This is a genomic window from Pseudomonas fluorescens (assembly GCF_902497995.1).
GTDB lineage: Bacteria > Pseudomonadota > Gammaproteobacteria > Pseudomonadales > Pseudomonadaceae > Aquipseudomonas > Aquipseudomonas fluorescens_BK.
The window spans coordinates 13,160-25,854 of sequence record NZ_CABVII010000019.1 but is presented as its reverse complement, the minus strand read 5'-3'; the positions used below and the strand labels follow the sequence as shown (position 1 = coordinate 25,854).

Here is a 12,695-nt window from a genome sequence, read left to right as displayed (position 1 = left end):
AGGCAGAAAACGGCCAGGAGCTGCCGGTGGACATGGTGATGGCAAATCGGTAGCTTCGACCCTCTACGCTGAATCTTTACCGCAGTTGAGCTTGCCGTCATCCATGTCGCGTTTCTCCCTGGGGTATGTCGCGTTTGCTGCGACTCCCTCCAAGCTAGACAAGGGCTTACAGGACGACAAGGAACATTATAAGACATTGCTGTCGCGTTTAAACGCGACAGCAATGTCGCCTAATAGTAGTTATGTAAATCGGAGGTGCTCAGAATGCAAAATCATCATATGATGGCTCGTGCCATCGCCGCGCAAATAATTTCAATTCCAATTGCAACACTTTTCATCATACTCATCGGATGTAACGTTGTGTGGGCTGAATCTACCGACCCTCTACCCCCAGGCGAGGAGCCAATGCTCGCTGAACCCGGAGACTGGGCTGCAGACTTCAATGAAGCTGCAATCGCCTGTTACGGGGGGTCAATGGCAGCGTGTGACGCAATCTGGCTAAACGAACGGCTCTTGATGGATACCTTACTTTTCAGATATGGGCGGACCTGTGGCGGACGCGTGGACTATCGCGCGATAAGACGCTCAGGGGCCAGCTGTGTTGACGTATTCCCCGGACATGAATAGGTGAGTTATCGAAATCTGTAGGTAAAGAACTATTGCCTAAGATTTACATAACTAGTCATTCAAGTTCGCTTCACTTTGTTCCGCCGGACGCTGCGCCAAGTCGCAGCGCCGCTTAATTCGTCGTTAGCTGGACGAGGCATTGCATATGCGAAAAGGATGCCAAACCGGCACGCGCCTGCCGGCATCTTCAAGCTCTTCTACCTGAAAGCCTGCACGCGTATGCTTCAAGCCACAAATCCAGCAACGCTGAACACTTACTTTCTACAGCCGGCTCAAGTCCGTGGCGCGGCCTAACAATGCGTAAAATCGTTCGCTTCGCTCACTGGGACCGGCTAAAGCCAACCCCTTAGCTCAACGTTAGGCAGTGTCCGCAATGGGTCCAGGCTGTGTGAAAACGTTTTCGAGCAGGTTTGACAGTCAGGACTGGAACGAAAATCGCGTTTCTATGCAAATTCCTGGTCTGCTGATTGACCAATCGTGGGCAGATGTTACGTAACAACGCAGACTTCAAAACGGCGCCTGCGTTTTCACACAGCCTGGACCCAAGGCGGACATTCGCTGAAGCAAGTTGAAGCTTTTGTAGGGTGGGTGAAACCCACGCGGTAATGCCACAGGACAAGCAACGCGGGTTTCACCAGCCCTACCTGGCTACCTTGAGCGGCTAACGTCGGCTGGAGCGCCTAGTTGGGTATCCGCAGGGCATCTATTTGTCTCGCTCCCAATAGAATGACTCCTTAAAATCAGCCGAAGTGATGCACACTTGTCCGACGAAGTATAGAAAGTAAAACTGCAATTCTGATTCGAATGCAGCAGAATAGATGACCCGGTTGTACAACCGTTTCGAGCGACCAAGTACAAGAAAGAGGCTCAGAACACCAAGCAGCCACCACCACGAATAAATGAACGCTAAAGCTACCGAGCCTATGGGCAAGACAAACGAACTTGCCATGTAGAGTTTATTAGCGGCTTGCTGCATGGACGATGCAAAAAGGTTGAAGATGTTCACCTCGAAATGCACCGAAAATCTTTGTAAGAGAAAGCTGTGATCCCGTAGCGCGGCCTGAAGAGCAGAGAACGTTGGGAAGGGAAATCTAGGGATCGTCGCTACAGATGTCGGGATGAATTGCCCTTTCTTGCGCATTTCATCAACGATGCGAAGGATTTCTGTTTCCGTTACTGGAGTCATTACAGACCTCTTATTCGGATGCCCAACATGTTGTTGAGCGGCGCGGCCCCGGCCAGAACCCGAATACATCAACCACTTCACCGCGTCTGCTCGAGCTAGAGGTTCGGAGCGGCTTGCTCATTCTGAACTGGCGAAATATAGAAGTCAGAATCAGGATGCACAGGGTCCGGAAGCATCGCGACCCGTCCCGAGCAACTCGGGCACTTGATGAACGTGCCGGAGCAATCTGTTTCTACCGGCGGTCTATCGGCTGTGTTAAGCCAAATGGCGTCGCCGCTCCCACCGTGTTGCCTTAGCTCTTTACGAAAGAGAACATTACCGCAGAGCGGACATGGAAATTCTTTTATATCGCCTACCGCCATGATGACTCCTAACGTAAATGGACCCCAAGTGGGGTGATAATGCGTTCAGGCTCGGTGGATAACATTCCCTGTTCTCTCATCTATCTACCATCGCCGGAGAACCAAACCTGCTCGCTCATTCCCGGCAATAGGCTGAGCGTAGCTAGTCAATCAACGCTCTTCCACCCACCGGCCGCTTTTGGCCGGTAGTTGCCTGTCACAAATGGCAAGGTAACAACCAGCATCAGATAAATGTCTCACTAAGGCATGAATGAAATGTAGCGTAAATCCTATGTTTCAAAGCTCTCCGCCGAAGCGATACTGCCAGACTATGCCAATGACATCGTACTCGCTGCCCGTGCGGGTATGCCCGCCATTACTCGCGTTCAGCTTTAGCGAATGGTTCCGATTCAACGGTAGCGTGAGGGTGCCTCCGTAGCGTGTGTTTTCCTGAAAATCGTGGTTGCCGACCCCATCGACTGAGCTACTCCCGCCAGCGAAGTAAGTCGCATCCAGCGACGCCCAAATACCGTTGCTAAAGGCATAGATAAGATGCGCCTGTACCTGGTAAATCGGGTTCTGGGAAAGTACGTGGTCGCCGAGTAACTCGTCATTGTCGGTGTAAAAGGTTCCCGCGCCGGATAATTCCAGGGTCACTTGCCCCAGACGCTTGGAAACCCCAAGTTCAGGCTTGAATGACCAGCGATTGTTGCCGAGATTGACCAGCCTGCTAGCGTCGTATTGGCCGAGCGGCGCCGTGATCGCCAGGCTGGCGCCGATAATCACATCCTGTTGATAGCTGGGGAACTCAGCCAGCGACATCGCCGGGGCGCCATACAAGTTGACCGAAAAGCGGAATCTTGGATCGATCAACCCAGTAACATTACGCTCCTTGGGTTCACCGGCGAGCAGAGCAGAGCCCGTCAATTTTGCCTCAGGCACGACGATATCGAACTTCCCGGAGCGGCCCCAGACGTCCAGAGATCTGGCAAAGGCAAACACGACAGTCTTTATGTTGAGCTTGGCATCTTGGAGCGGGATTGACGGGTTGGCCGTCACGCTGCCGTTGAGATCGCTGTAGCCCACGAGCAGGAAATTGATACCGACCGGCGTATTGGCATAGGACCTGGGTTCGAGATCCTCTGCGACTGCAGCGGGGGCTACTATGATGAGCGAAGCGGAGGCCAACCGAACCAACCTGACGACGCAGAGTTTGTGTTTCATTCACATTCGCTCGCTTCCTGTGAGGACCCCAGAGTTCTACGTATTGTAGTAGCGCATCTGCATTCGTTTGGCACTTACAGCTGCCACACAGCACTGTGTGGCCGCACTTACTGTTTGATCGGATACTCTTGGCCGATCAGTGCCTTGGGATGCTGTTTTTTGGATGAGGTTTGCCCCCTGGTTCCGTGGACAACTCGACGTCTTGACAAGGCGCTGCAAGAGACAGATCGTCTGGGTTTCCTCAGACGAAATCGACAGGCAGCTTTTGGCCGTTTTCTGCCCTGCATGAAGCGCAGCAACAGATCATGCCTAGATGTTGAGGTGGTAAAAATGATACTGGTTGCGATGGCCGTTGCAGCAGGAACTTCAGGGTATGGGCCAGGTCAATAGCGGACCTGTATCGGAAATGCCGAGCAGCGCTGTGGTCTGTTTTACGGCAATGCCGTCCGAGTTCAGTCGAGTCCGCCCCCTGATGCCAACCAAGAGTTTTCTGCCGGGCCTCATCCTGGTGTTCTGCGCCGTCGCGTCGTTTTGTTCTGTCGCTGCCGAGCGAAGAGCGCCCGCGCAAAGCAACAGCGCATCGACCACCCTGATCGAAACCGCCTCGCGACAGTATGAAAATGGCAAGTTGGACCAAGCCGCTGCCACGCTGGAGCGTGCCCTGCATATCCAGCCGAACAATCCCGCGACGCTGCATTACCTTGGAGTGTTGCGTCTTCAGCAGGGGCAGTACCAGCAGGCTGAAACCTTGGCTGTGCGCTCGAACATGCGGGTTGGTCGCAACGTCGAGTTGCGCAACCGCAACTACCAATTGATCCAGGCGGCGCAGCAGGCGCAATCTTCGGGTACCCACCCCAATGCCAAAGAGGACCTGGTCGCAGTACAGAAGGGGCTGGAAGAGGAGACCCAAAGGCGCCGCGAAGCTGAAATGGCGGTTGTTGAGCAATCCATTCCGGACACTGGGCGTGACGCTGGCAGCTTCGCTAGCGCAGAGACCGATCGGGTTTCGGATGCACCGACGGCTGGCAGAGCCGGGCCCGAAGGAAAATTGCAAATGGCTAATCTCGAGCCAGAGCGGGCGTACGCTGAGGTTGAGATTCCCCGCGGCCATATGCCGCCTCCGGGTAAATGCCGAATTTGGTTTCCTGATCGTCCGCCAGGGCACCAGCCTGCACCCGGCAAATGCAAGAAGCTGCGAGATCGGGTTCCCCCAGGGGCCTACCTGGTGCGCGGTTGAGTTTCTGAGTGTCCACTTCTGGCCGATTGTGTTGAAAAAGTCGCCCCAGCCTGGCTACCCATGCATTGAACGTGAAAACTCCATTTTTGCACGCTGCTACCAGAAACAAACCAAAAGCGCCGGAATGCGGTTCTCAACATCAACCTACCGTCTAATCTGATGAGTACCCGACTACACACACGCTGCTAGCCGCCTTCTGCAGGACAATGCCATGACCGGAAAAACAGCACGCCACTGCGCGTCTTGGGTCCTGCCCTCCCTGCTCGCCATCAACCTGGCGTTGCTGGCGGGATGTTCAGGTAAAGCGGCCACGGCGCGCTATTCCGCGTCGAGCTTAGGCTCGAATTGCTATGCCAAAGCGCTCCCCACCTCCGGCGAGGGCGGTCTCGCCTGGGGAGACACCTTGAGCATGGCGCGCAAGAAATCCCTGAATAACTGCATTCGTTATGCCGGCCGATCCGGTGGCACGCCGGATACCTGTCAAGTGGTGTTGGCCGAGTGCAGAAAATAGGCATTCAGCAATGTTCGCTCACTCACCTTAAACGTCATGGCTAGAGTTGCTCGACTTCCAACATTACCCAGCCAGAATTATTGTCGTAGAACCCTAGTTCGATTTGCACATCGTTGAAGTAGCAGAGCATCTGGCCGCTGACGGGCACGGTGAACTCACCACCGTCTTTCATTACCCAAGGGTGGTTCTTATCCACGGTGCCAATGAGGGCGAACCATTTGGCGTCATCCTTGCGCTTACCATGGACAAGTGAGGCAGTCCTGTGGGCGACGCTGTCCCAGTCCTCACCGTCGATACCCCGCGCGATGTACTTGAGATCGCGTAAGGGTTCGCCAACCCCGGGCACGACGTGGGCTCGGTAACGGACGCCGGCGCGCAGGAACACACCGGTCTGGTTCCAGTATTTTTCGGCGTAGATGCGCTGGGTGCGTTGCGCCGTGGTTGTACCGTGGGGAAGCTCACCGGGGTTTCGAACAAAGTACCCCACCAGCTTGGGCGGGCGGTAGGTGGGGTCCTCCTGCCAGCGGCGTAGCACGGAATCATCAATGGTTTCGTTAATGGTGCACAGGGAGCCCGCCGTACCTCCTGCCGTAACGATACTGCGGGGTAGCCTGCCGATATCTCGGTAATTACGCTGGTCGCCGTTTTTGATTTCGTCCCAGATGTTGAGGATCTGACCGGCGAAGGCTTTGAAACTGTCGTGAACGGGGTCGTGCCACGCGCCGGGGCGGGGCTCGATGGTGTGAGTGAACGCAAGGCCGAGCGCAGTGGCCTTCTGCATCATCCAGTGCAGGGTAATATTGGGTAGATCATCGTCCTGGTAGCCGCCGCCAACGTCGGAGTGCGCACCGATAAACCAGCGTTGCTCGTAGCATTTAGTGAAATCGGCGAGTGTTTCTGCTTCCTTTCCCGTTTCGGCGAAGGCGCGCCACAGGGAGGCCTCGAACATTGGGCGGTGTTCGTCGATGGCGAGGGCATGGTAGCCGTAGCCCTGCGCCCGTGTGGGTCGCACGTTGTGAGCGGCGGACTTGCCGCGGTGGGCGTCTTTGTTATGCAGGGCGTCGGCATCGATGGCGCCAACGGTGTCCCACAGGCCGGCCATATGGATCTTCACCGCACGCACGTAGACGTCATCGATGAGGCGGGCCTCCAAGCGGTCGGGATGCCAGCCGGAAGGCGCTTGCGCCGGGTGGCCTTGCCAGTAGCGCAATCGCCATATGGGGCGGATGACCTCGCTATCCTGCTGCGAAATATCTGCATAACGGTCGAAAATTTCCTTGGTGCTCCATTCCTTGAGCGTGTCCGGGCGTGCAAGTCCGCAGATGGCGATCATCTGCACGAGGCTGCGAGCGGCGAAGGCGCCTCGGCTGAAGCCGAAGACGTAAATCTGCGCGTCGTCCTGATAATTCTCGACCAGCCATTCGTAGCCTTCACGAATTTTGCGGGCAACGCCCTGGCCAAAGATGCTGCCTCGGACGAGTTCGCCAACGTCGGTGCCGACTCCCGAGATGTATTCCTTTTTCTGGGGAACACCATTCACGTCTTTTTCCGCGAGCAACCCATAGGTGCGCCAGACGTTGGTGCGATCCTTGGGCGTGTTGTCGGTGCCATCAAAAAGCAGGATGAGACGTAAAGAAGGCATGTCTGATCTCCTTACGAAACGTGGGAGGGGGCAACATTCGGTGTCTCATATCAGACACCGCTATCGGGATAGGGAAACGCTTTGGGTTTATTCAGCTCGGCATCGACGTAGGTGCGTAAAGCCGCATCCGTAACCGCGTATCCCCAATTGATCAATCGTTCCTGCAGCTCCTCATCCAGCCGCTTCAGACGCGTAGAGATGCCGGCCAGCTCTTGGGTGCGCGCAGCATTGCAACTGAGAGTGAGTGCGCGGCCCGAGTAGTGATCGTACTGGGTGCCTATTCCCCAATAGGTCCCCAGGCGCTTGCCGGGATCATCAGGTTTGGCTTGATAGCTCGCGATGAGCGCGCGTTTGCGAAGACTACGCACCTGATTGTCGATCAGATCCAGGACGCGATAGGCGTGGCGTGGCCAATCGTGTTTAGGCTCTTCCTCTGGTTTGATTTTGGCGCCAGCGTCGCTGACAAGAACCGTTTCGTAGCGTTTCCAAACGGTCTCCAGGCCCAGGTTGTCATAAACGCCGCCGTCGGCCAGCACGACATCAGAGGTAAAAGGTGGCCGTTGCAGGTCGTCGCCCGAGCCAGGTTTAAAGGCGGCCGGATGAAGTTCGATGGTCAGCGGTGATAGCACCGGTGGAAAGGCTGAAGAGGCTGCAACCGCCCGGGCGATCGAAAAATCAGGCTTCTCGATGAGCCCGACGCGATAGTCGCCCATGTAAGGTTTGGAAAAACGCCACAGCACGCAGGATTGCACGTTGGTGGCATTGATTACAAAGCGAGGGGTATCAGGCAGGTCCTGCAATGTTGCCCCGTCGAAAAGGTACTTGTCATAGGCCGCAGCGACGTTCTCACCAATACTTCCGGGAAGCAGAAAGCCACCGATAATTGCATCGGCGTCAAGCGTACGTCGTGCAAGCGCACGAATGGGGTCGACAACACGTGCCTCGAAGGGCCCCCGTGCGCCATCAAAAGGTAGATGCTTCCAGGCCAGGGCGAGAACTGCGCTGGTGATCGAGCCTCCGGATACGCTCGAGATACGCTGCAGCGAAAAGAGCTGGCCGGTTTCATAGAGGCGCCAAAGGCTTCCCACGTGAAACAGCATCGCTCGGTAACCACCGCCGGATAGACACAGCCCTACGCCTGACTCCGGGCGACCTGCTGCAGATTCCGGTTGCTCAGTCACTGCCACATTCACAGGTTCTACATTACTCGCTGACGCCTCCCCAACATCGGCATGATCCCCCATGATCTCGAACGTCGTATCGCCGTCTATTGCCATCGGCTGATTTTCCAGTGCGACAATGTCAGGGTCCTGGGCATTGGTTAACTTGCCCGCGGCATCAAATTTTGCCGCCATCAGGTACCCGACCTCGGTCTTTGTATAGGCGGGATCCCAGTGTGTGTTTTCGGGTACATGGCAGTGCCCGAAATGGCCGCCTTTGGTCCAGTTCTCCGTGCTGCGTAAATGGCCGCCCGGATCCTTGCCGTTCTTGGCGGGCTTGGGCAGCCCCGACGGCCAAACCAATGGGACGTCATGGATCTGCTCGAGCCAACGGCAGAGGCGGGCCAGGTTCTTCAGCGTCGCTTTGTTTTTGGGTTTACCGGCGAAACCGACAACTTCTATCTGCAGGGCGCGATCTCGGTTGGTTTGTACACCGTCTTTTGCATTGCGTAGCGAGCGCGCCGCTGTGTCGGTGTCGATATGCTGGTAAATTTTGCTGGCGTCGACCGTGAAGTGCGGGTCCGACCGGTTGGACTTGAACGCGGTAAAGGCGCCCTCTGCGCTCCCACCCTCCGTCGTGTGATGAACAATTTTGAAGACGCCGCCCGTGTAACTTCCGCTGGTACCGGTAATGGGGCGCTGTTCGGCAAAGGGGCATTTGGCCATGGTTTATCTCTCCTGTCAGAAGTCGCCGAATTCAACGCCCGCGATATAGGCGCTGCGATAAGCTTTCATCAGCGCTTGCTCCGTCGGATTAAAACACCCTGTACTCAAGATAGAGATCCGTGGAATTCAGAGCGTTTTTGAACTGCGTGTAGTGCGCATTGAGGGTGTCATCGTTGCGAAACGTTCGCCCTTTGGTTGCGGTCAGGATGGCCTCCTTCAGATGAGGATTAGGCATCTGCCAACCTTTAGCGCCTTGCTGCTTGCCGAAGACCTCGTCCGTGGGAATCGCTGCCACCAGCTCGCGGTGAGTCATCAGGTCGAGGCCTTTCTCCTTGAGCGTTGCGTTGTGACTGCCGTGGTGCCCAACCTTGTAAAAACGCACACGCCCCAGAATGTCAGTTGCCGAGAGCTCTCGGTCCTCGTCCTGGTACTTGTACTTGTACTTCTGATCGTGCCAGGACAACCAATTGCCAACCTGCGCATCGCCAGGAAAAAGCATGAAGGTTTCGTCGGGAAGCTCAAACGCAAGCACGAGGCTCGTATTGTTGGTGTCAGAGTCGAGTTTGAGGGCAAGCGGGCCGGCAGCGCCGAGCCAATCGGCATCGATTGCCCGACGCGATTGATCGCGCCCGTCTCTATCGGCCCCAGCGTAATAGCGCTCATTGAGCCACCGGAGAATACCGGTGTCGGTGTTTACATCGATGGCGGTCGACGCATTGTCCGCCGCGCGAACATGGTCCGTACGGATGCGATGAGATCGGCTTGCGAACGGCAAGTCGTTATCCGGGTCGTGAGACTCACCGTCTACCAAACGGAACAGAAGATCGTCAAAGGCCCTGTTATCGAGATAAGTCTCTTTCGCCGGACCCGACGAAGGTTTGTCCTGTTTCAGCCGTTCCAAATTGTGCGGGGGACCGAGAACAAAGGCCTTCAGTGCTCCGGGAGCGGCGACAACCTGACCGGGTAACAGGAATTCCTTGGAGAGTGCCTCAGCCTTCACTTTTTCCATGATGTCGCGGCCTTTGAGCCGCTTGGCTTTGACCGGTGCGGCACCGAACGCGGCATCGACCGGCCCGGCCCCACTGTTTGCAACAAGTGGCCCTAAAAAAGCATCGAGCCCGGAAAGTGCAACCTGCCGGTCGGCGGCAAACGGCGATGAGGTTGGACTCGCAGCAGCCTGCTGAATGATTTCGGAAAGAGCCGCCAATGCAACGCCGCGCTTGTCGCGATCCTGGCGTAGCTGATTAGCAAAGGCATCGTTGTCATCCTCGGTCCAGGCCATCCAGAGTTTATTAATGGCAAGGCCGCCGAAGATGATGTCTTGCGCCTGCGAAAAACCCGAGATGTGGTCCCAGTGTTCGTGGGTGATGACCAGCAAATCGAGCGAGCCTTTTGTCAGTACGCTGCCATCCGCCGCGAAGGTGCCACCTGTCGTCTTGACGATATCGGTAGCAATTTGCCGCATACGTGCTTCGGCCTGCGCACTGCCCATCAGAATGCCAAAGTCGATCAGGATGTGTGCAGGTGGTTCATCGCCGTTGAGCACGCGGATAAGGAAACAATCGCCCAGATAGCCGGCATATTCACGCCCTTGAGCACCCAACGCCCGGTACATGCGTACGATTATTTGGCTCTTCGCGTTAGCGGGGCCGCCTTTCTTTGGTCGAGTCATTCGAAGCTCCTGTGCAGGAAGGCGAATGGCTCAAGATTGGCGCTCACACGTGAGCCAATCGCCTGCCCCGATGTTTTGCCTGCACGGAAGTCGCGCTGGGCAGCCAAGCGTTTGTCGTCGCAAACATTCTTTCTGATGATGCGAATCAGCTTGCCATCGCGCAGGTCAATGTGAATGGTGGCGCCACCTCGGAACCAGAAATCGGGGTCACGCGCAAGGAGAGCAGTGTCACCCGCATCCGCCTTCTCCTGGTCGATCGGATCGTCGTATCCACGTCGTTTCTGCGTCATCTGGATGATGAGTTGATGCGTCTCTTGCCCTTCGGGACCGGCTCGCCGAGCGATGCGCGCTGAATGCACCTCGAACCTCGGCACCTTGGAAAATTCGCCGTTCTTATTCGCCTTGCCTGTCCACAACGTAGGGACGTTGGTCAGCGGCGCCTTGCGACGAGGATCATCGAAGGCAAGCAGACGTAGGCCGACCAGCTTCTCCCAACCCTCGTCGAACGCACTGTCTTCCTTGAACCATTTGTGAATGAGGAACTGGTTACGCTGGATTACGCCGACAGCGGCTTCGCGGAGGTTGCGTCGCCCACCGCCAGAGGCTCCATGCACGCTCGACGCGTGTATGGGCCCCAGTGCAATGGACAGTTTGAGTGTAGCGAGCAGTTCGGAGAAGACGTTGCTGAGCCCCTCTTCGGGATTCCCGCCGGCTTCACCAAACTCGGGGGTCTCGGAAAGATCCGGCTCGTCCCATAGCAAGCTGTCAGGTGCCATCGAGATGCAACCGGGCACGGTGATGCCACGCTTTCTAAAAGCTTCGACGAAAGCGATGCGATAACGCATCGGGTCGTTAGCGACGAGATCCATATCGGCCGTGATAATCGCCCGCAAATATTCGCCGAAGTGCAGGTCGACCGGGGGAGTATAGTCCAGCGCCCGCACGCACATGCGAAGCACCTGATCCGCGGCTCTTCCGGCCTCGACAGCCAAACGGTCAACGAGTTCGGCAGAGAGATAATCCTGATTGGGTGCGGCATTCGACCGCGCGAGGCGAAAGAGATCAGCCGTCTTTTGCTCGTAAATGGTGACGAATGCATCAAAGATGGCGGCAACGAGAAAGCCACCACGGGCGTGCGCTTCGAACGTTTCAGAAAGTTTCTTGGGTGGCTCGATTTCGCCACTGCCTTTCTCATCGGCCTGGGATGTAGCACCGGCCGATTTTACGGGAGACCCCAGGTACTGCAGTGCATAGCGCAACGAGCCGCGGCGCCCCGTCGCGTGACCAAATTGAAGAGCAAGACCATTCAGCAGGCCCGGCTCGCGCAGCGAACCTTTACTCTGTGCCAGCTGATGCCTTACGACATTCGTCAAACTGAAATGCTGCAGTAGCGCAATGATGTCGGCAAAAGCCTCATGAAAGGCCAGTGAGTCGAGATTGGAGGATTCAATCGAGCGCTGCTGCATTCCATGAAGAATCGCATGCGTTGTTTCATGGGCAACGATGTCTTGCGAGAGACAGGTAAAGACCCAACTGCTGGAAGCGCTATCGCCTTCTGGATGCTTGAAGTACCCGAAAAGCAGTGCGCGCTTGCTGGGGCTGTAATAGGCATTCTTTTCGCGAAGGCCGTGGGGATAGATCCGCAACCGACGTGTGAAGCTTCGATCCGGCGTGTCTTGCGGTGCATTCCTGTCGCCAGCCCACAAGACCACGCGCCCAAGCGCCCGCTCGAAATTACGGATGGTGCGCATCGCAACCGCGAACACCATCTGCTGATGGAACTGTGGGCAACCTTCAGACGGTGGTAACCCGTCTTGAGCCAGCAGAAAGGGGGCGTTGAGATCGACCGGGGCGTAAAAGACGTCTGAACTGGGATCGTAATCGATCACCTCGAGATAGTCGTTAATGGGGCCTGGCTCCAGCTCGTCTTCCCAACGTGGTTCCCATGGAAGCTCGATGACCGTGTCGTTAATGACCGCGGTCTTCAGTTCCACTGAAGATTGTGGATCGAAAGCGTATACGCGAAGCCGCCGTATGGGTGGCTTCGGCACCAGAGGAACCAGCTGCTGGATATCCGTCATCGTTTCGGTCCTCGCTGGCGTGTAGAGGAGGAATAAACGCTTTTTCACCCATGTCGAGCCGCCGATAAGGCGTCAGCTGCATCTCGGTTAGCTGGGGATGTCTACCGGAGCGAGAGTAGTCCACCCACCTATAGTTAGAGTCTTGAGCCAGAGGGATCCGGTTCATAGATGGCAACTCAGCTTCCGCTGCAGTTTTTTTGGCAAAAATTAATAATACTTGGAGTTGCAGGTATTAATTTGCGCAATGCCTCGAACCGCAAGTCTAGCTATAAAAATGAGCCTGCTTCT

Annotated in this window: 8 protein-coding genes; 2 read left to right on the top strand and 6 right to left on the bottom strand. The window is 56.2% G+C overall.

Features of this window, described 5'->3' with window-relative positions; all coding sequences use genetic code 11:
• Window positions 1-1,330: 1,330 nt before the first annotated feature.
• Together F8N80_RS21160 and F8N80_RS21155 are read right to left on the bottom strand one after the other, a co-directional pair.
• Window positions 1,331-1,813: a hypothetical protein gene (locus tag F8N80_RS21160; protein ID WP_150784609.1), complete on the bottom strand. Its 483-nt coding sequence runs from the start codon at window positions 1,811-1,813 to the stop codon at window positions 1,331-1,333.
• A gap of 638 nt (window positions 1,814-2,451) precedes the next feature.
• A complete protein-coding gene (locus F8N80_RS21155) occupies window positions 2,452-3,378 on the bottom strand; it encodes a transporter (RefSeq protein WP_150784608.1) in 927 nt (308 codons plus the stop codon).
• A 472-nt stretch (window positions 3,379-3,850) separates the two neighbouring features.
• Between F8N80_RS21155 and F8N80_RS21150 the strand changes: the two genes are divergently transcribed.
• Window positions 3,851-4,615, top strand: coding sequence for a tetratricopeptide repeat protein (locus tag F8N80_RS21150; protein WP_150784670.1), 765 nt, complete (start codon window positions 3,851-3,853; stop codon window positions 4,613-4,615).
• Window positions 4,616-4,826: 211 nt separating this feature from the next.
• Window positions 4,827-5,126 (top strand): DUF4189 domain-containing protein, encoded by a 300-nt coding sequence (locus F8N80_RS21145; protein WP_150748344.1) that lies wholly within the window; start codon window positions 4,827-4,829, stop codon window positions 5,124-5,126.
• Window positions 5,127-5,166: 40 nt separating this feature from the next.
• On the opposite strand, the gene F8N80_RS21140 is transcribed toward F8N80_RS21145, so the two are convergent.
• The 4 genes from F8N80_RS21140 to F8N80_RS21125 form a co-directional block, all read right to left on the bottom strand.
• Window positions 5,167-6,768: a phospholipase effector Tle1 domain-containing protein gene (locus F8N80_RS21140; protein WP_150784607.1), complete on the bottom strand. Its 1,602-nt coding sequence runs from the start codon at window positions 6,766-6,768 to the stop codon at window positions 5,167-5,169.
• 50 nt (window positions 6,769-6,818) lie between these two features.
• Entirely contained in the window at window positions 6,819-8,654 is a 1,836-nt protein-coding gene (locus F8N80_RS21135) for a patatin-like phospholipase family protein (protein ID WP_150784606.1), read from the bottom strand.
• Window positions 8,655-8,742: 88 nt separating this feature from the next.
• Window positions 8,743-10,326, bottom strand: coding sequence for a hypothetical protein (locus F8N80_RS21130; RefSeq protein ID WP_150784605.1), 1,584 nt, complete (start codon window positions 10,324-10,326; stop codon window positions 8,743-8,745).
• A complete protein-coding gene (locus F8N80_RS21125) occupies window positions 10,323-12,407 on the bottom strand; it encodes a hypothetical protein (protein ID WP_150784604.1) in 2,085 nt (694 codons plus the stop codon). The genes F8N80_RS21130 and F8N80_RS21125 overlap by 4 nt, the downstream gene beginning before the upstream one ends.
• Window positions 12,408-12,695 lie beyond the last annotated feature (288 nt).

Bases quoted from the DNA above. Each gene is read 5' to 3' on its own strand.
- F8N80_RS21135 (WP_150784606.1), bottom strand. From the start codon at position 8,654: ATGGCCAAATGCCCCTTTGCCGAACAGCGCCCCATTACCGGTACCAGC.
- F8N80_RS21145 (WP_150748344.1), top strand. From the start codon at position 4,827: ATGACCGGAAAAACAGCACGCCACTGCGCGTCTTGGGTCCTGCCCTCC.
- F8N80_RS21130 (WP_150784605.1), bottom strand. From the start codon at position 10,326: ATGACTCGACCAAAGAAAGGCGGCCCCGCTAACGCGAAGAGCCAAATA.
- F8N80_RS21125 (WP_150784604.1), bottom strand. From the start codon at position 12,407: ATGACGGATATCCAGCAGCTGGTTCCTCTGGTGCCGAAGCCACCCATA.
- F8N80_RS21160 (WP_150784609.1), bottom strand. From the start codon at position 1,813: ATGACTCCAGTAACGGAAACAGAAATCCTTCGCATCGTTGATGAAATG.
- F8N80_RS21140 (WP_150784607.1), bottom strand. From the start codon at position 6,768: ATGCCTTCTTTACGTCTCATCCTGCTTTTTGATGGCACCGACAACACG.
- F8N80_RS21150 (WP_150784670.1), top strand. From the start codon at position 3,851: ATGCCAACCAAGAGTTTTCTGCCGGGCCTCATCCTGGTGTTCTGCGCC.
- F8N80_RS21155 (WP_150784608.1), bottom strand. From the start codon at position 3,378: ATGAAACACAAACTCTGCGTCGTCAGGTTGGTTCGGTTGGCCTCCGCT.